This window comes from Gaiella sp. (assembly GCF_035558935.1).
GTDB lineage: Bacteria > Actinomycetota > Thermoleophilia > Gaiellales > Gaiellaceae > Gaiella.
In genome coordinates this window covers 1-20,403 of record NZ_DATMBZ010000033.1, presented here as the reverse complement: position 1 = coordinate 20,403, position 20,403 = coordinate 1, and the positions used below count along the sequence as shown (strand labels likewise).

The following is a 20,403-nucleotide window of genomic DNA, read 5'->3' as shown; positions in this document are numbered from 1 at the left end:
AGGTGTTCAGCGCCGGTGAAGCGCCGCGGCGCCGGACGGCGGCTACGAGGTCGTCGTCAGGACGCCGACGACCTCGCGGACGGCGGCCGCCGACTCCCGCACCATCTTCTTCTCCTGCGCGCTCAGCTTGAGCTTCACGATCTCCTCCACGCCGCCCGCGCCGAGCCGCACGGGAACTCCCATGTAGAGCCCGTCGACCGAGTACTCGCCCTCGAGCAGCGCGGTGCAGGGGAGGACGCGCTTCTGGTCGAGGCAGATCGCGTCCACCATCTGCGCGGCCGCGGCGCCGGGTGCGTACCAGGCCGAGGTGCCGAGCAGCGAGACGAGCTCGCCGCCGCCCTTCCGTGTCCGCTCGACCATCTTCGAGATCTTCCCCCTGGTCGTGAGCTGCTCGAGCGGCACGCCTCCGACGGTCGTCGCGGAGACGACGGGGACCATCTGGTCGCCGTGGCCGCCGAGCACCATCGCCTGCACGTCCTTGACCGACGAACCGGTCTCCCAGGCGATGAAGGCGGAGAAGCGAGCGGTGTCGAGGATGCCCGCCATGCCGACGACCCGCTCCTTGGGAAACCCGGAGACGGCCTGCGCGACGTGGCACATCGCGTCGAGCGGGTTCGAGACGACGACGATCACGGCCTTCGGCGAGCGCCGAGCGACCTCCTTCGTCACGGACGCGACGATCGCCTCGTTGGTCGTCACGAGGTCGTCGCGGCTCATGCCCGGCGAGCGAGGCTTGCCGGCGGTGATCACGACGACGTCCGAGCCCTTCGTCTCGTCGTAGCGCTCGCTGCCGACGATCGCCGGCTCATAGCCGGTGACCGACGCCATCTGGTTCATGTCGAGCGCTTTCCCTGCGGCGAAGTTCGGGATGATGTCGACGAGGACGACGTCCGCGTAGTCGCGGCGTGCCACCTCGAGCGCGCACGTCGCACCGACGTTTCCCGCCCCGACGACGGTCACTTTCTTCCTGCCAGTCACGGTCTCTCCCTTGGGCTAGGCGCGGGCCCGCGTCAGGCGAGCCGCGCGATGATGGCGTCCGCGTACTCGGACGTGCCGACGGCGGACGGGTCGTCGCGCGTCGGCTTGAGGTCGTAGGTCACGCTCTTCCCCTCGGCGATCACGGCCGCGACGGCGGCCTCGAGCCTCGCGGCGGCATCGCGCTCGCCGAGGTGCTCGAGCATCAGCTTTCCCGAGAGGATCATCGCCGTCGGGTTGACCTTGTTCTGGCCGGTGTACTTCGGCGCCGAGCCGTGCGTCGCCTCGAAGACGGCGGCGTTGGCGCCGATGTTCGCGCCGGGCGCGACGCCGAGTCCGCCGACGAGGCCGGCGGTGAGGTCGCTGATGATGTCGCCGTAGAGGTTCGGCAGCACGAGCACGTCGAATTCCTCCGGGCGCTGGACGAGGCCCATGCAGAGCGCGTCGACCAGGGTCTCCCACGCCTCGATCTCCGGGTAGTCCTTCGCGACCTCGCGGAACACGGCGAGGAAGAGCCCGTCCGTGTGCTTCATGATGTTCGCCTTCGTGATGCACGAGACGCGGCGGCGTCCGTTCGCCTTCGCGTACTCGAAGCCGAAGCGGATGATCCGCTCGGAGCCCTCGGGGCTGAGCGGCTTGATCGAGATTCCGGAGCTCGCCCTGATCTGCTTGGGCTGGCGCGCGTTCAGGAAGTCGATCACCGCATGCGCGTCGTCGGTGCCGGACTCGAACTCGATGCCCGCGTAGAGATCCTCCGTGTTCTCGCGGATGATCACGACGTCCACGTCCTCGTAGCGCGAGCGCACGCCCGGGTAGGTCTTGCACGGCCTGACGCATGCATAAAGGCCGAGCTCGTGGCGCAACGCGACGTTGACCGAGCGGAAGCCCGTGCCGATGGGCGTCGTGATCGGGCCCTTCAGCGCCACGCCGTTGCGCTTGATCGACTCGAGCGTCTCGGGCGGCAGGGGCGTCCCGGCCGTCTCCATCACGTCGACCCCCGCCTCGCGGACGTCCCAGGCGAACGTGACGCCGGTCGCCTCGAGCACCCGGCGGGTCGCTTCGGTGAGCTCCGGGCCGGTCCCGTCGCCCGGCACGAGTGTCACGTCGTACGCCATCGACGCGTGAGGATAGTGACACTGCCCCGGATGACCGATCGGGTACCGTCCGCGTTCGAGCCGACGGAGGGGAAGGGAGCCCGATGACCGACTTCAAGCCTGGCCTCGAGGGCGTCGTCGCCTTCGAGACGGAGATCGCCGAGCCGGACCGCGACGGCGGCGCGCTCCGCTATCGCGGGGTCGACATCGAGGAGCTCGTCGGCTCCGTGCCGTTCGAGCAGGTGTGGGGGCTGCTGGTGGACGAGTCGCCCGAACCGGGGCTACCGCCCTCCGAGGACTACGCCGCTCGCGACCTCACCGGCCGCACCCCGTCCGACCTGCAGACCGTCACCGCGCGGCTCGGCGGGGAGTGGGGCCTCGGGCAGCTGATCGACATCTCCGACGACGAGGCCCGCGAGGACCTCCGGCGTCTCTCCGCGACGATGATCTCGGTCTGCGCGCAGTCCGCCAGGCTGGCCGACGGTCACGCCGACCGCGTCGACCCCGCGGTCGTCGCGCAGGGGGAGACCACCGCCGAGCGGTTCCTGCTCGAGTGGCGGGGCGAGGCGGACCCCAAGGACGTCACCGCGATCGACACATACTGGATCTGCACCGCGGAGCACGGGCTCAACGCCTCCACCTTCACGGCACGGATCGTCGCGTCGACGGGCGCCGATTGCGCTGCCGCGCTCTCGTCCGCCGTCGGGGCCCTCTCGGGGCCGCTGCACGGCGGCGCGCCGGCGCGGGTGCTGCCGATGCTCGACGGCGCGGCCGCCGCGCCGTCCGTCGAGGGCTTCGTCAACGATCTGCTCGACCGAGGCGACCGACTGATGGGCTTCGGACACCGCGTCTACCGCGCCGAGGATCCACGCGCGCGGCTGCTGCGCCGGACCGCGCAGGAGCTCGGCTCGCCGCGGTTCGAGGTGGCCGAGGAGCTCGAGCAGGTCGCGCTCGCGGAGTTGCACGCGCGGAAGCCGGATCGGGTGCTTGCGACGAACGTCGAGTTCTGGTCGGCCGTGGTGCTCGACGTGGCGGACGTCCCGCCGCAACTCGCGCCCGCGATGTTCGCGTGCTCGCGGACGGCCGGCTGGTCGGCCCACATCCTCGAGCAGAAGCGCCTCGGCCGGCTCGTGCGGCCGTCGGCCCGGTACGTCGGCCCGGCCGCCCGATCGTTCTCGGCGGTCTAGGTCGCGTCGTGGAGCTGGCCGAAGCCGCAGCCCGCGCCGAGGAGCTCGCCCGCACGCCGGGCAGCGAGCAGGAGCTCGCATCCCTGCGCGCGCAGTGGGACGACGAGCTCGAGGCGGCTGCGCGCAACTCCGACTACCGCGTCCGTGGCCAGGCGTTCAGGGCGGTCGGCCAGTTCCGCTTCCGGCAAAAGCTGGAGCTTCTTCGTCGAGGGCTCGAGGACGAGAGCGCGGCGGCGCGCGGGTCGGCGCTGATCGCGCTGACGACGCTGTCCTCCGACCACCCTGGCGACGTGAACACGTACCGGCCGCTCCTCAACGAGCTCGCGATGCGCGATCCGAACGCCGCGGTCCGCCGGCTGGCGATCGCCTGTCTTCGCAACGGGACACCCGACCGCGGGACGATCCAGCTCCTCGAGGGGATCGCACAGGACGACGATCAGGACCGCGACGTCCGCGAGGCCGCGCGCGTCGTCGCGGCAGCGCTGCTCAAGAAGTCCAGGACGAAGTAGCCTCCGCTCGTGGCGTCGCCGCTCGTCGGGGTGATCATGGGCTCGCGCTCCGACTGGGAGACCATGCGGCACGCCGCCGAGACGCTCGAGGAGCTCGGCGTGCCGTTCGAGCAACGCGTCGTCTCGGCGCACCGGACCCCGGACATGCTCTTCGAGTACGCGGCCTCGGCCGAGGGACGCGGCCTCAGGGTCTTGATCGCGGGCGCGGGAGGCGCGGCCCACCTGCCCGGGATGGCCGCGTCGAAGACGGCGCTGCCGGTGCTCGGGGTTCCGGTCGAGTCCAAAGCGCTCTCGGGCATGGACTCGCTGCTCTCGATCGTCCAGATGCCGGCCGGAATCCCGGTGGGGACGCTCGCGATCGGTCGCGCGGGCGCGGTCAACGCGGCGCTGCTCGCCGCTGCGATCCTCGCGGGCTCGGACACGGCACTCGCCGAGCGACTGCGGCGTTTCCGAGTGGCCCAGACGCAGGCGGTCCTGGACAGTCCCGACCCGGCGGCGTAGCCGGGATGACACTCGTTGCCTGCATCGGGGGCGGGCAGCTCGGGCGCATGCTCGGGCTCGCGGGCCTTCCCCTCGGCCTCTCGTTTCGGTTCCTCGACCCGTCCCCCGACGCCTGTGCGCGTGAGGTGGGCGAGCTCGTCGTCGCGCCCTACGACGACCGCGACGCGCTCGACCGGTTGGCCGTCGGCGCGGCGGTCGTGACGTACGAGTTCGAGAACGTCCCCGTGGAGGCTGCCGCAGGCGTGGGAGCAGTCCCGGGACCGCGTGCCCTGGAGCACGGCCAGGACCGCTTGTCCGAGAAGGAGCTGTTCCGCTCGCTGGGGATTCCGACCGCAAGGTTCGGGAGGCTGGAGGAGACCGGCCTGCCCGCGCTCGTGAAGACGCGCCGCCTCGGGTACGACGGGAAGGGACAACGGCGGGTCGATCGGGACGAGCCGCTCGAAGACGGCGAGCTCGCCGAGGAGCTCGTCGCCTTCGACCGGGAGCTCTCGATCGTCGGCGTGCGCGCGCGCGACGGCGAGACGCGCTTCTGGCCGGTCGGCGAAAACGTGCACCGTGAGGGCATCCTCCGCGTGACGCGGGCGCCGGCGCGCGATGCGCCGCAGGTCGAGGCCGAGAGGATCTGCACCCGGCTGCTGGATGCGCTCGGGTACGTCGGTGTGATCGCCGTCGAGCTGTTCGAGGCCGGCGGGCGACTGCTCGCGAACGAGTTTGCGCCACGCGTCCACAACACGGCCCACTGGACGATCGACGGCGCGGAGACGAGCCAGTTCGAGAATCATCTGCGGGCGATTCTCGGTCTCCCTCTCGGATCGACGGCCCTGCGAGCGCCGTCGGTGATGGTCAACGTGATCGGCGGCATCCCGCCCGTCGAGGAGCTGCTGGAGTTGCCCCGAGCGCATCTGCACCTCTACGGCAAGGCCCCGCGCCCAGGCCGGAAGATCGGCCACGTCACCCTTGTCGATCCCGACGAGGAGACGGTCGCGCGCGCAGTCGCTCTGGCCTCCGAAGAAGGGGGGCGAGGCTAGAACCGCGCCCCGGCACTCCCGGGTCCCGCCTTCCTAACGGGCGTCCGGCGTTCGTTCGCCTCGGCGTCGGGCGTGCGGGTGCGCGCGGAAGTACGCCTCGCGGCGGTGCCGGTCGGAGACGTGCGTGTAGCGCTCGGTCGTTCCGACGTCGGCGTGGCCGAGCATCTCCTGGACGCTCCGGAGGTCGGCGCCACCTTCGAGCAGGTGGGTCGCGAACGAGTGGCGGAGGAGATGCGGATGCACGCGGCCCGGCTCGAGGCCTGCGCGGTCGGCCAGGCGGCGGAGGATCAGGAACGCTCCCGCCCGGGTCAGTGCGCCGCCACGCGCGTTGAGGAAGAGATCGGGGCGATGCCGACGGTCGAGGTGCGGCCGTCCGAGCGCCATGTACCGCCGCACGGCGTCGGCTGCCGGCCGCCCGAGGGGGACGAGGCGCTCCTTGCTGCCCTTCCCGACGACTCTGACGATGCGCTGGTCGAGGTCGACCGAGGCCTTGACGAGCCCGATCGCCTCGGAGACGCGGAGGCCGGCGCCGTAGAGCAGCTCGACGAGCGCCCGGTCGCGCATCGCACGCGGCGACGTTCCGCCGGCGGTCTCGACGAGGCGCTCGGCCTCGGCCGGCGAGAGCGTCCGCGGGACCGTTCGCGCTCTTCGCGGTCCGGCGATCGAGGCCGCCGGGTTGTCGGAGCGCGTTCCCATCAGCGTGAGGTGGCGCAAGTAGGCTCGCACGGCGGCGAGGCGGCGCGCGATCGTGGCGGGAGCGCGACCGTCCGCGCGCATCGCGGCGAGCCACGCTTCGATCTCGTCGGTCGTCGTCTCGCCGATGCGCCCGTCGATCGTCGCCGCGAAGGCGGCCAGGTCGCGACGGTACGCGTCGACCGTGCGCGGCGAGCGGCGGGCCGCGAGGAGGAGCAGGAAGCTCTCGACGTCGGGGTCGGTCAGGTCGCTCATCGCGGCGGGACCCGATTCGGCGGCGCCGCGCTCCCTCCTGCGCGCCGCGCTACGAACGCGGGTGCGCGTGGTCGTACACGCGCCGCAACCGCCGCGCGTCGACGTGGCTGTAGATCTGCGTCGTCGAGAGCGACGCGTGCCCGAGGAGCTCCTGGATCGTGCGGAGGTCGGCGCCGCCTTCGAGGAGGTGCGTCGCGTACGCGTGGCGGAGGCGGTGCGGATTGGGAAGCAGCCGACGGAGGACGCTCGTGTCGAGCCGGTTCCCGCGCACGGAGACGAAGAGGGCGTCGCACGCACCACGGGCGAGCTGCGGCCTGCCGTCGCGCAGCCACCGCGCGAGCAGCCAGGCCGCCTCCTCGCCGACAGGCACGAGCCGTTCCTTGTTCCCCTTGCCCCGGACGTGGAGGTGCTCACGATCCAGGTCGACGTCTCCGAGGTCGAGGCCGACTGCCTCCGCCGATCGCAGGCCACAGGAGTAGACGAGCTCGAGCAGCGCCGCGTTGCGTAACGCCAGCGGGCCGCCGTCGCGCCCCGCCGCCGCGTCGACCGCCGACTCCACCTCCGACAGCGCAGGTGTCTCGGGCAGCCTCCGCGGACGCCGCGGCGCGAGCGCCGCGTCGGGTACGCGAGCCGGCCCGAGGGCATGCCGAGCGAGCGAGCGAACGGCGGAGAGACGGCGTGCGATCGTCGTCGGTGCGAGCCCGCGACGCGCACGACCGAGCTCCGCCGTGTACGCCGCGAGCGTCCGGACGTCGAGGTCGTCGAGCTCGAGCCCTTCGCCGCGCAGCCAGGTCGAGAAGTCGCGCAGATCGGCGGCGTAGGCGCGTCGCGTCGCGTCCGACAGCGCGGGGCTCGAGAGAAACCGCTCGACCGCGATGTTCGTGTCCACGACTACCGTTTCTCGCCCGTCCCGGCCACGCCTGCCCAGGCCACCCCTGCCCGATGCGACTCTCCCTCGCTCTCGTCCTCGCGATCGCCGTCGGCGTCGCCGCGTTCGCCGTCCTGCGTGACGACGACGGAGCGACGCAGGACACCGGCTCGGTCACCCTCGTCGGAGACTCGCTCAACGTCGGCATCGAGCCCGAGCTCGGAAAGCTGCTGCCCGGCTGGCAGATCGACGCCCACGACCGCGTCGGACGTGCGACGCCCGAGGGAATCGAGGAGCTGCGCGATCTCGACAGGCGGCTCGCCCCCGTGGTCGTCATCAGCCTCGGCACGAACGACCCCGACGGCTCCGAGCGCGAATTTCGACGGCTCGTCGACGAGGCAATCGACGTCGTCGGGCCCCACCGCTGCCTCGTCTGGGCGACGATCGTCCGTGACGGGGCCGCCCGAACCGGCTTCAACCACGAGCTCGAGGAGGCGCGTTCGGAGCATCGCAACGTCCGACTCGTCGACTGGGCGACGCTGGTCGCCGGGAGCCCCGAGCTGCTGGCGGCGGACGCGGTCCACGGGACGCCGGAGGGCTATGAGCGTCGTGCCGAGGAGACCGCGGACGCGATCCGCGGCTGCCCGGAGACGTGATTCTCTATCGCATCGCCCGCGCGGTCCTCGGCCCGCTGCTGCGGCTCGTGTGGCGCCTCGAGGTCGTCGGCGCGGAGAACGTCCCCACCGGCCCGGCGATCGTCGTGGCCAACCACGACTCGCTCTCGGACCCGTTCTTCCTCGGCGCCGCCATCGAGCGCCCACTCCACTTCCTCGCGAAGCGCGAGCTCTGGTCGAACCCGGTCGCCGGCCGGCTGCTCGACCGGCTCGGCGGGATCCCGGTCGAGCGGCGGAGAGGGGACCTGACAGCCGTCGCCGCGCTGGCGAGCGCGCTCGAGCGCGGCGACGCGGTCGCGATCTTTCCTCAGGGGACGGTGCTCGGCGACGTCGACCGGCCGTGGCAGCGCGGAGCCGCCCGCCTCGCGCTGACGACGGGAGCCCCTCTCCTCCCGGTCGCGATCGTCGGTGCGGCGCACGTGCTCCGGCCGGGAACCCGCATCCCGCGGCTCGCGCGCGTTCGGATCGTGATCGGCCCGCCGATCGACGTCGAAAGAGCCGATCCGACGATCCCCGCGACGCGCGAGCTCACCGGCCGCGTTCGTGACGCGGTGCGAGCCATGTCAATCTCCTAGGCGCTTTCCCGCCCGGCAGGGTGGGAAAGCGCCTCAGGCACACTCGATCCGTGCCGGGACGCCGCTTCGACTCGTTCGCCACCGCCGAAATGCCCGAGCGGCCGGCCGATCCCGCGGTCCGGAAGGCGAATTTTCGTCGGATCATCCGGCTCTTCGGCCCGTACCGGGCGCGCCTGGGCCTCGTCGGGACGCTGATCGTCTTCTCTGCCGGGCTCGGCGTCGTCTCGCCGTTCCTGCTCCGCGCGGTGCTCGACACGGCGATCCAGGTCGACCCGTCGAGCGGCGAGGCGACCGTGCGGCTCGGCCTCCTCACCGCCCTCGTCGCCGGCATGGTCGCGATCCCGATCGTGACGGGCATCCTCGGCGTCTGGCAGACGCTCCTCTCGAACCTCGTCGGGCAGGCGGTGATGCACGACCTGCGCACGTCCGTCTACCGCCACCTCCAGCGGCTCTCGCTCGCGTTCTTCACGCGGACGCGCACCGGCGAGGTGCAGAGCCGGATCGCGAACGACATCGGGGGGATCGAGAACGTCGTCACGTCGACGGCGACGTCGGTGTTGTCGAACGTCACGACGGTGATCGCGACGGTGATCGCGATGGTGCTCCTCGACTGGCGCCTGGCGGCCTTCGCGCTCGCGCTCCTGCCGCTCTTCGTCTGGCTGACCAAGCGGGTCGGCGAGCAGCGCAAGAAGGTGACCGCCGAGCGCCAGGCGTCCCTCGCCGACGTCTCCTCGATCGTGCAGGAGTCGCTCTCGGTCTCCGGGATCCTGCTCGGGAAGACGATGGGCCGCGCGACCGACCTCGCGACGCGGTTCGAGACGGAGTCGCAGCGCCTCGCGGGGCTGGAGGTGCGGAGCCGCATGACGGGGCGCTGGATGATGGCCGCGATCCAGACGACGTTCGCGGTGATGCCCGCTCTCGTGTACCTGTTCGCGGGCTGGACGATCGAACGCGGGTCGACCTCGATCACGATCGGCACGCTCGTCGCGTTCACCACGCTGCAGACGCGCCTCTTCTTCCCGATCGGCAGCCTGCTCGGCGTCCAGCTCGAGGTGCAGAGCTCGCTCGCGCTCTTCGACCGGATCTTCGAGTACCTCGACCAGCCGGTCGACATCGCGGAGGGGACGCGTGAGATCGACCGGCCCCGCGGCGACGTCGCGTTCGACGACGTCTGGTTCCGCTACGAGCAGGACGCGTGGACGCTCGAGGACGTCTCGTTCACCGTGCCCGCGGGGACGAAGACGGCGCTCGTCGGCGAGACGGGATCGGGGAAGACGACTTGCGCGTACCTCGTCGCACGCCTCTACGACGCGACCCGCGGCACGGTGTCGATCGACGGCATCGACGTGCGCGACGTGACGTTCCCGTCGCTGACGGCGGCCGTCGGAGTCGTCTCCCAGGAGACGTACCTCTTCCACGCCTCGGTGCGCGAGAACCTCCGCTTCGCGAAGCCCGACGCGACGGACGAGGAGGTCGAGGAGGCTGCGCGCGCCGGCCAGATCCACACCCTGATCGCGTCGCTGCCGGAGGGGTACGAGACGATCGTCGGCGAGCGCGGGTACCGGTTCTCGGGAGGCGAGAAGCAGCGGATCGCGATCGCGCGCACGATCCTCCGCAACCCGCCGATCCTCGTCCTGGACGAGGCGACGTCGGCACTCGACACGCAGACCGAGCGCGCCGTCCAGGCCGCCCTCGAGCGTCTTGCGGAGGGCCGCACCGTGATCGCGATCGCCCACCGCCTCTCGACGGTGCGCGACGCCGACCAGATCGTCGTCCTCGACCGCGGCCGCATCGTCGAGCGCGGCACGCACGACGAGCTGCTCGCACTCGGCGGCCGCTACGCGTCCCTCGTCGCGCGCGACGCCGACGTCGGCGAGATCGTGCCCACGCCGAGCTGAGGCTCGTCGCCCGCGTCGGCCCGATTCCGACTACCGTTTGCCGGTGCTCGCCCGCGAGCAGACCCCGACCATGACGGCGACGACGAGCCCGACCCTTCTCGACGAGCACGGCCTCTCGCCGCAGGGGCGGGTGATCCACAACCCGACCACCGCCCAGCTCTACACGCATGCGCTCGCGCGTGGAGACGGAAAGCTGGCGCACGGCGGTGCGCTCGTCGTCGACACGGGGCGGTTCACGGGCCGCTCGCCCGAGGACAAGTTCGTCGTCGACGAGCCTGGGTCGACCGACCGGATCTGGTGGGGAGACGTCAACCACGCCCTCGCGGAGCACCACTTCGAGGGCCTGCGCACGAAGGTCGTGGATCACCTCGCGCGACAGGAGACCCTCTACGTCGTCGACCACTTCGCCGGCGCCAACCCCGATCATCGCGTCGGCGTCCGCGTCGTCACGGCGAGCCCGTATCACGCGCTGTTCGCCAAGACGATGTTCATCGCGCCCACGGGTCGCGAGATGGCGCGGTTCGCGGTCGACTCGCTCGTGCTCCACGCGCCCGAGGTGGAGGCGGACCCGAACGAGGACGGCACACGCGGCGGCACCTTCGTCGTGCTGCATCCGAGCCGCAGCGAGGTCCTGATCGGCGGCACGTTCTACGCCGGGGAGATCAAGAAGTCGATCTTCACTGTGATGAACGACCGGCTCCCGCTCGAAGGCGTGCTCCCGATGCACTGCTCGGCGAATGTCGGCGAGGACGGCCGGGTCGCCGTGTTCTTCGGCCTCTCGGGAACCGGAAAGACGACGTTGTCGGCGGATCCCGACCGTGCGTTGATCGGCGACGACGAGCACGGCTGGAGCCCGAGCGGCGTGTTCAACGTCGAGGGCGGCTGCTACGCGAAGGTGATCAGGCTCTCGGCCGAGGCGGAGCCGCAGATCTGGCGCACGACGAGGACGTTCGGGACGATCCTCGAGAACGTCGCGGTCGACGAGCGCGGCGTGATCGACCTCGACGACGACTCGAAGACGGAGAACACCCGCGCGGCGTACAAGCTCGAGCGTATCGCCAACGCCTTGCCGACGAAGCGCGCGGGGCATCCGAGCTCGGTCGTCTTCCTCGCGGCGGACGCCTTCGCCGTCCTACCGCCGATTGCGCGCCTCTCGCGCGACCAGGCGATGTACTGGTTCCTGTCGGGGTTCACCGCGAAGCTCGCCGGCACGGAGCTCGGCGTGACCGAGCCGCAGCCGACCTTCTCGGCCTGTTTCGGCGCTCCGTTCCTTCCGCAGCCGCCCGCCACGTATGCCCGCATGCTCGGCGAGAAGCTCGACCGCCACGGGGCCTCGGTGTGGCTCGTCAACACAGGCTGGACAGGAGGGCCGTTCGGCGTCGGGCACCGGATGCCGATCGCCGCGACACGTGGGCTGCTCCATGCCGCGCTTTCCGGCGCGCTCGACGACGCGACGTTCCGGACCGATCCGCTGTTCGGCTTCGAGGTGCCCGTTTCGGTCCCGGGCGTCGAGAGGAAGCTCCTCGACCCTCGCTCGACGTGGGGCGATCCGGACGCGTACGACCGCAAGGCGAAGGAGCTCGCCGCGATGTTTCGCGAGAACTTCGACGCGAAGTTCGGCGCCGAGGTCGACCCGGCGATCGCAGGCGCCGCCCCGCGCGAAGCGTGAGCGTCCGACAGCTCCGCGTCGTCGTTACCGCCGAGGACTACGACGACGCCCTGCGGTTCTATCGGGACGTGCTCGGCCTGACCGAGCTCGGGGCGTTCACGGGTGAGCACGGCCGCGTGACGATTCTCGATGCGGGGCGAGCGACGCTCGAGCTGTCCGATCCTGAGCATGCCGAGTACATCGACGAGGTCGAGGTCGGCTCCCGTGTCGCAGGGCACATTCGCGTCGCGTTCGAGGTCGACGACGCGGCCGTGAGCACGCAGACGCTGGCGGACGCCGGGGCGACCGTGCTGGCAGAGCCGACGACGACGCCGTGGGGCTCCCTCAACTCGCGACTGGAAGCTCCGGCCGGCCTGCAGCTCACCTTGTTCCAGGAGCCGGCCGGCGGGGAGCGCTTCGTCGGATGATGCACCCCGGTTAGCGGCTCGTTAGCCGTCTCGGCGACCCTCTCGCTCAGGGAACGGGCTCGACCCCGTGCCGTGCAACGAAGGAGGTCGTCGTGCGCACCCACTCGATCGATCACGGGACGCTTCGGAGGCGCATCCCGCTGTGGGGGCTCGTCGCGGTAGCGGTTGCAGCGCTCGCCACCGGGTCGGCGCTGGCCGCCAACATCGTCGGCACGGCGCGTGGTGAGGTCATCAGGGGGACTGCAAAGGCGGACCGGCTGTACGGCCGCGGCGGCGACGACCGGCTCGTCGGCCTCGCGGGTGACGACTACCTGGCGGGTGGCGCGGGAGTCGACCGGATCTCGTGCGGTCCGGGTCGGGACCGCGTGCTCGCGGATGCGCGCGACAAGGTCGCGAAGGACTGCGAGTCCGTCGTCACCGTCGGGACGCCGCCACCGGTGGCGCCCGCACCCGAGCCTGCTCCCCCGCCCCCGACGACGCCCGCGCCACCGCCCCCCTCGCCCGTACAGCTTGCAAAGCCCGGCTTCTTCGGCGGCTTCGCGAGCACGGGAGGAAGCGTCAACTTCGTCGTCGGAGCCGACGGGCGCAGCTTCTCGCAGTTCCAGTTCAGCTACCAGGCGGACTGCCGGCCACCCGGCAGGCTCAGCGCGGGCGTGACGTACTCCGGAACCGTTCCGATCGCGGCTGACCGGACCTTCTCGGCCGACGGAACGACGTCAGAGGGCACGACGATCAAGTTCAGCGGCTCGTTCGACGCGTCCGGTACGTCCGCGTCGGGACGCTTCCAGGTGCACGTGACGCACGATCAGGACGGCACGCACTACGACTGCGACTCGGGTGGGGCGGACTGGTCCGCCAAGTGGCAGGGCTGACCGCGGCCGACTGCGCATGATCGTCCGTTAGCGCCCGGTTAGGCCGATCGCTCACCGTGGTGCGGATGACCGGGTCCGCGACTCACGTGTCCGCCGCTCGTCTCGTCGGGCGCGACCGAGCGTTGCGCCTCGACCGCCGCGCCGTCTCGGCCGCGGCCCTCGGGGCGTCCATGGTGCTCTCGGTCGGGCTGACCGACGGCGGCTACTACGGGCGGACGTCGACCGCGCTGACGATCGGCTTCACCGCCGTGGCCGTGCTCGGAGCGATGCACGGCGGCGGGCTGGGGCGAGGCGGAGCCGCCGCGCTCGGCGTTCTCGTCGCGCTCTTCGCGTGGACGGCGCTCTCGGCGAGCTGGGCGGTTCCAGGATCGCTCGTGGAGCAGGAGGCCTCCCGGGCCCTGCTCTACACGAGCGCTCTTGCGGCGCTGCTCTTTGCTTCCGACCACAGGCGTCGGCGGGCGCTGCTGCTCGGTCTCGCTGCGGGGATCGCAGTCCTCGGCCTCGTCGCGGTCTGCATGCGAGCCGCATCCGGAGAGGTCGTCGACCGCTTCTACGGGACGCTCCTCGAGGAGCCTCTCGGCTACCCGAATGCCCTCGGTGTCCTCGCGGCACTCGGAGTCGTGGTCGGCGTCGGGCTCGAGCGACCCGGGATCGCGGGGCGGGCCCTGCGCGGGTCCGCCGCCTTTCTCGTGCTCGTCCTCGGTCTGAGCGGCAGCCGCGGTGCGGCACTCGCGCTCGTGGTCGCGTTCGTGATGCTCGTCGCGCTCGGCGAGCCGGGGACGCGGCCGGGCATCGCGCTCCGCGCGTTGGCCGCCCTCCTGCTCGGTGGTGCAGCGTGGGCGGGAGCGGTGTGGACGGATGCGGGGGGAGCCTGGCTCGTCGTTCTCGCGACGGTCGCGTGGGCGGGCGCGGCGCTCATGGTCGACCCGGCCAGGGCCCCGGCCGGTGCCGCCCTGGCCTCGGTCGGTCTGGCGGCCGCGGCGGCCGCCGTGGCGATCGCCGTGCTCCAGCCGGTCGACACGACGACGAGCTTTCGCACCGCCTACTGGCAGGCAGCGCTCGAGGAGGCGCGCGCACGCCCGCTGCTCGGCAGTGGAGCGGGGAGCTTCCACCTGACCTGGGAGCGACGCGGGCCCGACGGGATGTTCGTGCGAGACGCGCACAGCCTCTACGTGGAGGCACTCTCGGAGCTCGGGCCGGCCGGGCTCGTCCTGACCCTCGCGCTCGTGATCGTTCCGATTTCCGCGGCGATCCGGAGGAGAGGCGATCCGATCGTCGCCGTGGCCGGAGCGGCATTCGTGCTCTTCGCCGTCCACGCCGCTCTCGACTGGGACTGGGAGATGCCCGTCGTGACGCTCGCAGCCCTCGGGTGCGCGGCGGTCGTGCTCGCTCGTCCGCCGTCGCCGGGAACACACACGACCGATTGAGGAGGGAAGAGATGTCCAGCAGGGTTCCACGAGCCTCGGGCCGCCAGGCGGCGATCTGGTTCCTCGCCACGGTCGTCGGGGTCGCCGCCACGATGCTCCTCCTCGACGGCGGCCGGCCCGCCGTCGCGGCAGGCGACTGTCAGTACCAGCCCTACCAGCCCTACGGCGAGCCGTGCCCGAAGGCCAAGCCGACGTTGACCACGGCGCCGCAGCCGGCCGAAGCACAGCTCGGCTGGTACGTGAACGACCGGGCGACGCTCTCGGGCGGGAACGCGCCGACGGGGGCGCTCACGTTTTCGCTCTACCGGCCGAACGACCCCAACTGCTCCGTTGCAGCATTCGCGTGGGGGACCGGAGTGAGAGGCAACGGCGACTACTACTCGGCGTCGTTCCCGGTGGACGCCGTCGGGACGTGGCGCTGGAGGGTCCACTACTCGGGCGACGACAACAACGAACCGGCCACCAGCGGATGCTCGGAAGAGCCGTTCACCGTGGTCAAGCCCACGCCCTCCCTCTACCTCTCGTCATACGGGTCGACCGGGATCGGCTCGACGCTCTACGCGAGCGGCTACGGGTATGGCGGCTTCCAGCCGACCGGCTCGGCGACGGTGCGCCTGTACCGGCCGAGCGACCCGAGCTGCTCGGGCACGCCGGTCGCGAGCCAGGACTTCCCCTGGTCGGGCGGGTGGCTCAACATCTGGATGTACTACGGCCCTGCCGACGAGATCGGCACGTGGCGCTACCGCGTGGACTATCCGGGAGACGCCAACAACGGCGCGGTCTCGCTCGCGTGCGGCGCCGCTTCCACCGAGGTCGTGAAGGCGTCGCCGTATGTGTGGACGGGTCTCTCGTCGGGCAACGTCGTGGTCGGCCAGGACGTCTCCGTGAACGGACAGGTCAGCAACGGCTATCAGCCAACGGGGACGGTCGCCGTCCAGCTCTTCGCGCCGGACGATCCAGGGTGCTCGTCCCCTGCGGAGACGAAGAACGCGACGATGGATCCGTACGGAGCCTTCTCCACGACCTTCACGCCCACCCGTGTCGGCACATGGCGGGTGATGGTGAGCTATCCGGGAGACGTCTTCAACAACCCCGCGTCCACGTGGTGCGGGATGACGGCCGTCGACGTGGTCAAGGCCTCGCCGACGCTGTTCCCGGCCGTGACGCCGACGACCGCGCAGACGGGCGCGAGGCTCCAGGCGTTCACGCTCGTGCAAGGTGGGTACAAGCCGGCCGGACGGGTGACCTTCCGCCTGTACCGGCCCGACGACCCGACCTGCGCGGGGCTGCCGGCCTATATCGAGGAGGCGAACGTCGTCGGCGGCTCCGCGGCAACCGCGACGGGATTCCTCGCACCCTCCGAGGGAACCTGGCGCTGGCAGGCTGTGTACGCCGGGGACGCGAACAACAACGGAGCGACGTCCGGGTGCGACCAGGCGCCCGTGTCGGTGGTGGCGAAGCTCGGGACGCCCCCCAGGGATCCAGGTGGGACGCCGTTCGTGACGAACGTCTACTTCAACTGCGTCGACGACCACTCGATCGGCGTGCCGTACGGCAGCCGGCTCGTGCTCCGAATCGCCTTCCAGACGAAGACCGAGAAGCAGATCAAGTCGTTCCTGACCGGCATCGTGACGCGCACGGTCGTGGACGGCCTGCCCGTGGGCAACGCGGACCAGTACTGGAGCAAGCCGTTCCTGCTCGGAGGCCTCTGGACCGCGAGGTGGGAGTACGACACCGGTCGGGTCGTGACGGCGTACACGCAGCCGTTCACGGTCGAGTTCAGCGAGACGGCCACGAAGGCGGGGACGGACGGCTTCGGGACGTGGAACGCCGGCGACGTGCTGGCCTCGACGGGCGGCCCGTGCGTCGTCGCGGGCTATCAGCCCTCCTGACGGAAACGACCGGACGTCGAGCGGAGGGGCGCTCCAAGCGCCCCTCCGCCTTGTCGACCAGTCGTCGAAGCCCCACTCGTCCGCGTCGGGCTCCGCGGTTCGACTGCGCGTTCCGCAGGCTGACGGAGCCGCCCATCCGATAGGTTCCAAGCAGATGGACGGCCCCTTCGACGTGCTCGTGGTCGGTGCCGGCTGCGCGGGGATGCGCGCCGCGATCGAGGCCCACGACGCCGGGGCCCGCGTCGCCGTCGTCTCGAAGCTGCACCCGACGCGAAGCCATTCCGGCGCAGCCGAAGGCGGCATCAACGCGGCACTCGGGAACAAGGCCGACGACGATCCCGAGACTCATGCGTTCGACACCGTCAAGGGCTCCGACTACCTCGGCGACCAGGATGCGATCGAGATCTTCACGCGCGAGGCGCCGGCCGACATCTACCAGCTCGAGGGCTGGGGCTGCGTCTTCTCCCGGAACGAGGAGGGCGAGCTCGACCAGCGGCCGTTCGGCGCGGCCGGCTCGCCGCGCACCGTCTATTCGGCCGACATCACGGGCCACGTGCTCATCCAGGTGCTCTACGAGCAGCTTCAGAAGCGGATGGACGAGGGGCTCGTCGTCCTCGAGGAATACTTCGCGTTCCGGCTTCTCGACGACGGCGGCCGCTGCGTCGGTGTCGTCTGCTGGGACCTCCTGAACGGAGGCGTCAAGGCAGTCACCGGCTCCGCGACGATCCTCGCGACCGGCGGTGCGGGGCGCCTCTACCGCGCAACGACGAATGCCTACGCGTGCACGGGCGACGGAATGGCCATGGCCCTGCGTGCGGGCCTCCCGCTCAAGGACATGGAGTTCATGCAGTTCCATCCGACCACGATGTATCCCTCGGGGATCCTGATCACGGAGGGCTGCCGTGGCGAGGGCGGCTACCTCATCAACAAGGACGGCGAGCGCTTCATGAAGCGGTACGCGCCGAACGCGCTCGAGCTTGCGTCGCGCGACGTCGTCTCGCGTTCCGAGACGACCGAGATCGAGGCCGGCCGCGGCGTCAACGGGTCGGTGATGCTCGATCTCCGGCACCTCGGCCCGGAGAAGATCCTCTCGAAGCTGCCCGGCTCGCGCGAGCTCGCCATGACCTACGCGGGCGTCGATCCGATCTTCGCGCCCATCCCGGTGCGGCCGGGCGCGCATTACCACATGGGCGGCGTCGAGACCGACGAATGGGGCCTCACCGCGCTCGAGGGCCTGTACGCGGCCGGCGAGGTCGCGTGCGTCTCGGTGCACGGTGCCAATCGGCTCGGCGGGAACTCGCTGATGGAGACGATCACGTTCGGCCGCCGGTCCGGCCGCCACGCCGCCGAGTACGCGCTCGGTCGCGCGACACCGACGAACAGTGGAGTCGAGGCCGCACGGGCCGACGCCGAAACCTGGGTGCAGGGTCTGCTCGACGTCTCGACGGGCGAGCGGCCGTGGCAGATCCGCGACGAGCTCGGCCAGTCGATGCTCGAGAACTTCGGTGTCTTCCGCTACCCCGACCGGATGGAGAAGCAGGTCGGGATCATCGACGGGCTTCGCGAGCGGTACGCGCGAGGCGTCGTGGTCGAGGACAAGGGAACCGTCTTCAACAGCGACCTCACGCAGGCGATCGAGCTCGGCTATCTGCTCGACCTCGGCGCCTGCATGCTTCAGGCAGGGCTCGCACGGAAGGAGTCGCGCGGGGCGCACTCGCGGCCCTCCGACTTTCCCGAGCGCGACGACGAGCAGTTCCTCAAGCACTCGATCACGGAGTGGGTCGACGGTGGCCCGAAGCTCTCGTATCGCGACGTGCGGATGACCCGGTGGGAGCCGATGGTGAGGTCGTACTGATGACACGGAATTGGCACAGTGTTGATCCATACTCGTTGCTCTTTTCGGCAACGCAGCCGATAGAATTGGCAGCGGGTGGTGGGTTGGGGTGCCCCGAGAGAGGCGCCGCTGAAGATCGGAGCAACGTGCGGTGAACGTCGAGCTCAAGATCTGGCGCTACGACGCCTCCACGGGCGAACGCGACCTCCGACCCTACGAGGTCGACGTGCCCGACGAAGCGACGCTCCTCGACACGCTCGACGCCGTGAAGGACAAGGTCGACGGCACGCTCGCGTACCGCAAGAGCTGCCGGATGATGATCTGCGGCTCCTGCGGGATGCGCATCGACGGCGGCGCGGTGCTCGCCTGCAAGACGCGCATCGCCGACGTCGTCGCAGACGGCCATGTCCCCGTGATCTCGGCGATGGGGAACCTCCCGATCGTCAAGGATCTCGTCGTCGACATGGATCCCTTCTGGCAGAAGATGCGCGCGATCCAGCCGTATCTCTCACCAAGGCTCGACCGCGCGACCGAGAAGGAGAACATCGTCCCGCAGGAACGGATGGACGTGATCCACAAGGAGTCGCTCTGCATCAACTGCGGCTGCTGCGTCTCGGAGTGCAACTCGATGGAGTCCGATCCGGACTTCCTCGGCCCGGCGGCGCTCGCCAAAGGGTTCCGCTTCGTCGGCGACGCGCGCGACGGCGCGACGATCGAGCGCCTCGAGCGCTACAGCGAGGAGCACGGGATCTGGGACTGCACCCGGTGCTACTTCTGCAACGAGCGCTGCCCGAAGGGGGTCGATCCCCGCGACGCGATCGCCAAGCTCGGAGCCGAGGCGATGAAGGCGGGCATCGATCGCGACATGGGCGCGAAGCACGCGAAGTGGTTCGTGACCTCTGCGAAGACGACCGGCTGGCTGCGCGAGACGGAGCTCGTCCCCAAGACGCAGGGGATCGTGAAGGCGATCAAGGAGATCAAGTTCGCAATGTCCCTCCTGCCGAAGGGAAAGGTGCCGCCGCCGTTCCCGCCGCACGTCGCGGCGGACGTGGGGGAGTCGCGCGCCCTCTTCGACCTGGTCAAGGACCAGGGACGCGACGGCGCCGCGGGGATCGTCCAGGGGGAGAAGGCGCTCCAGCACCTCGGCCACCACGGCGAGACGATCGAGGGCGGCCCGACCCACCCGTACGACGACCCACGCTCGTTCGCCAAGCCCTATCTCCCCGACGAGGAGCCCGTCACGTGAAGCAGGTCGCCTACTACAAGGGGTGTCTCGCGAGCCTCTCCGCGAAGGAGCTCGACACCTCCACCCGCGCGCTCGCCCCGAAGGTCGGCTACGAGCTGATCGAGCTCGAGTCGGTCACATGCTGCGGCGCCGGCGACATCCACGAGGCCGAGCCCGACTACTACCTCCACCTCAACGCGCGCATCCTCGCGTACGCCTCGGCGACCGGGGCGGACACGCTGATGACCGTCTGCAACGTCTGCACGCTCAATCTCCGTCAGGCGAACTACCAGCTCCTCGGCGACGCAGCGCTCCGCGAGCGTGTGAACGACAACCTCGAGAAGGTCGGCGCGCCGCGCTACGAGAACGACGTCGACTGCGTCCACTTCCTCTGGCTCGTCGCCGGCGAGAGCTTCGGGACGCTGCAGGAGGTCGCCCACAAGGGGCTTCGCGGCCTCAAGATCGCGCCGTTCTACGGCTGCCAGATCCTGCGGCCGTCGAAGCTCATGGGCTTCGACGACCCCGACCGGCCGGACTCGCTCGAGCGGATCATCGCCGCCTGCGGCGGCGAGGCGATCGACTATCCGGCAAAGATCAAGTGCTGTGGCTTCCCGATCATCCAGGCGCGCGAGGACACGGCGCTCGGCGAGCTGATCCAGCCGATCGAGCAGGCGAAGGAGGCGGGCGCCGACGCGATCGTCACCCCGTGCCCGCTCTGCCACCTCTCGCTGGACGCGTGGCAGTCGAAGCTCAAGAAGCAGACGGGGAAGGACTTCCAGATGCCGATCCTCCACCTCTCGCAGCTGATCGGCGTCGCGGC

At 70.7% G+C, this 20,403-nt stretch carries 19 protein-coding genes; 15 read left to right on the top strand and 4 right to left on the bottom strand.

What is annotated here, in order from left to right; translation table 11 throughout:
* Window positions 1–42 precede the first annotated feature (42 nt).
* Entirely contained in the window at window positions 43–978 is a 936-nt protein-coding gene (gene mdh / locus VNM44_RS03750) for a malate dehydrogenase (RefSeq protein ID WP_325622774.1), read from the bottom strand.
* A gap of 32 nt (window positions 979–1,010) precedes the next feature.
* Window positions 1,011–2,090: an isocitrate/isopropylmalate dehydrogenase family protein gene (locus VNM44_RS03745; protein ID WP_325622772.1), complete on the bottom strand. Its 1,080-nt coding sequence runs from the start codon at window positions 2,088–2,090 to the stop codon at window positions 1,011–1,013.
* Between the two features lie 83 nt (window positions 2,091–2,173).
* Here VNM44_RS03745 and VNM44_RS03740 point away from each other — a divergent pair, with 83 nt between their 5' ends.
* From VNM44_RS03740 to VNM44_RS03725, 4 genes are read left to right on the top strand one after another with little or no spacing between them, the layout of a single operon-like run.
* On the top strand, window positions 2,174–3,256 hold the full coding sequence (locus tag VNM44_RS03740) for a citrate synthase 2 (protein WP_325622768.1): 1,083 nt from the start codon (window positions 2,174–2,176) through the stop codon (window positions 3,254–3,256).
* An 8-nt stretch (window positions 3,257–3,264) separates the two neighbouring features.
* Window positions 3,265–3,765 (top strand): HEAT repeat domain-containing protein, encoded by a 501-nt coding sequence (locus VNM44_RS03735; RefSeq protein ID WP_325622766.1) that lies wholly within the window; start codon window positions 3,265–3,267, stop codon window positions 3,763–3,765.
* 36 nt (window positions 3,766–3,801) lie between these two features.
* Complete coding sequence (purE, locus tag VNM44_RS03730) at window positions 3,802–4,266, top strand: 5-(carboxyamino)imidazole ribonucleotide mutase (RefSeq protein ID WP_349258007.1); 465 nt, start codon at window positions 3,802–3,804, stop codon at window positions 4,264–4,266.
* 5 nt (window positions 4,267–4,271) lie between these two features.
* Entirely contained in the window at window positions 4,272–5,294 is a 1,023-nt protein-coding gene (locus VNM44_RS03725; protein WP_325622762.1) for a 5-(carboxyamino)imidazole ribonucleotide synthase, read from the top strand.
* A 33-nt stretch (window positions 5,295–5,327) separates the two neighbouring features.
* Here VNM44_RS03725 and VNM44_RS03720 read toward each other — a convergent pair whose 3' ends face one another.
* Window positions 5,328–6,242 (bottom strand): tyrosine recombinase XerC, encoded by a 915-nt coding sequence (locus VNM44_RS03720; RefSeq protein ID WP_325622760.1) that lies wholly within the window; start codon window positions 6,240–6,242, stop codon window positions 5,328–5,330.
* A 49-nt stretch (window positions 6,243–6,291) separates the two neighbouring features.
* Complete coding sequence (locus VNM44_RS03715) at window positions 6,292–7,131, bottom strand: tyrosine-type recombinase/integrase (RefSeq protein ID WP_349258005.1); 840 nt, start codon at window positions 7,129–7,131, stop codon at window positions 6,292–6,294.
* Window positions 7,132–7,184: 53 nt separating this feature from the next.
* On the opposite strand from VNM44_RS03715, the gene VNM44_RS03710 reads away from it, so the two are divergent.
* From VNM44_RS03710 to VNM44_RS03660, 11 genes are all read left to right on the top strand, one after another.
* Window positions 7,185–7,766, top strand: a complete 582-nt coding sequence (locus tag VNM44_RS03710; protein ID WP_325622758.1) for a hypothetical protein — start codon at window positions 7,185–7,187, stop codon at window positions 7,764–7,766.
* Window positions 7,763–8,359 carry a lysophospholipid acyltransferase family protein gene (locus tag VNM44_RS03705; protein ID WP_325622756.1) on the top strand — a complete coding sequence of 199 codons (597 nt, stop codon included), beginning with the start codon at window positions 7,763–7,765 and terminating at the stop codon, window positions 8,357–8,359. The genes VNM44_RS03710 and VNM44_RS03705 overlap by 4 nt, the downstream gene beginning before the upstream one ends.
* Before the next feature lie 89 nt (window positions 8,360–8,448).
* A complete protein-coding gene (locus VNM44_RS03700) occupies window positions 8,449–10,257 on the top strand; it encodes an ABC transporter ATP-binding protein (RefSeq protein WP_349258006.1) in 1,809 nt (602 codons plus the stop codon).
* 70 nt (window positions 10,258–10,327) lie between these two features.
* Window positions 10,328–11,926 carry a phosphoenolpyruvate carboxykinase (ATP) gene (gene pckA / locus VNM44_RS03695; protein ID WP_414652951.1) on the top strand — a complete coding sequence of 533 codons (1,599 nt, stop codon included), beginning with the start codon at window positions 10,328–10,330 and terminating at the stop codon, window positions 11,924–11,926.
* Window positions 11,923–12,333 (top strand): VOC family protein, encoded by a 411-nt coding sequence (locus VNM44_RS03690; protein ID WP_325622750.1) that lies wholly within the window; start codon window positions 11,923–11,925, stop codon window positions 12,331–12,333. Before pckA ends, VNM44_RS03690 begins: the two co-directional genes overlap by 4 nt.
* A 92-nt stretch (window positions 12,334–12,425) precedes the next feature.
* Window positions 12,426–13,205, top strand: coding sequence for a hypothetical protein (locus VNM44_RS03685; protein WP_325622748.1), 780 nt, complete (start codon window positions 12,426–12,428; stop codon window positions 13,203–13,205).
* Between the two features lie 86 nt (window positions 13,206–13,291).
* Complete coding sequence (locus VNM44_RS03680) at window positions 13,292–14,632, top strand: O-antigen ligase family protein (protein ID WP_325622746.1); 1,341 nt, start codon at window positions 13,292–13,294, stop codon at window positions 14,630–14,632.
* An 11-nt stretch (window positions 14,633–14,643) separates the two neighbouring features.
* Window positions 14,644–16,524 (top strand): hypothetical protein, encoded by a 1,881-nt coding sequence (locus VNM44_RS03675; protein ID WP_325622744.1) that lies wholly within the window; start codon window positions 14,644–14,646, stop codon window positions 16,522–16,524.
* Window positions 16,525–16,678: 154 nt separating this feature from the next.
* Entirely contained in the window at window positions 16,679–18,379 is a 1,701-nt protein-coding gene (locus VNM44_RS03670; RefSeq protein WP_325622742.1) for an FAD-binding protein, read from the top strand.
* A 130-nt stretch (window positions 18,380–18,509) separates the two neighbouring features.
* Complete coding sequence (locus VNM44_RS03665; RefSeq protein ID WP_325622740.1) at window positions 18,510–19,604, top strand: succinate dehydrogenase/fumarate reductase iron-sulfur subunit; 1,095 nt, start codon at window positions 18,510–18,512, stop codon at window positions 19,602–19,604.
* Window positions 19,601–20,403 (top strand): CoB--CoM heterodisulfide reductase iron-sulfur subunit B family protein (locus VNM44_RS03660; protein WP_325622738.1); only part of this gene is annotated, 803 nt, incomplete at its 3' end. The genes VNM44_RS03665 and VNM44_RS03660, both read left to right, overlap by 4 nt.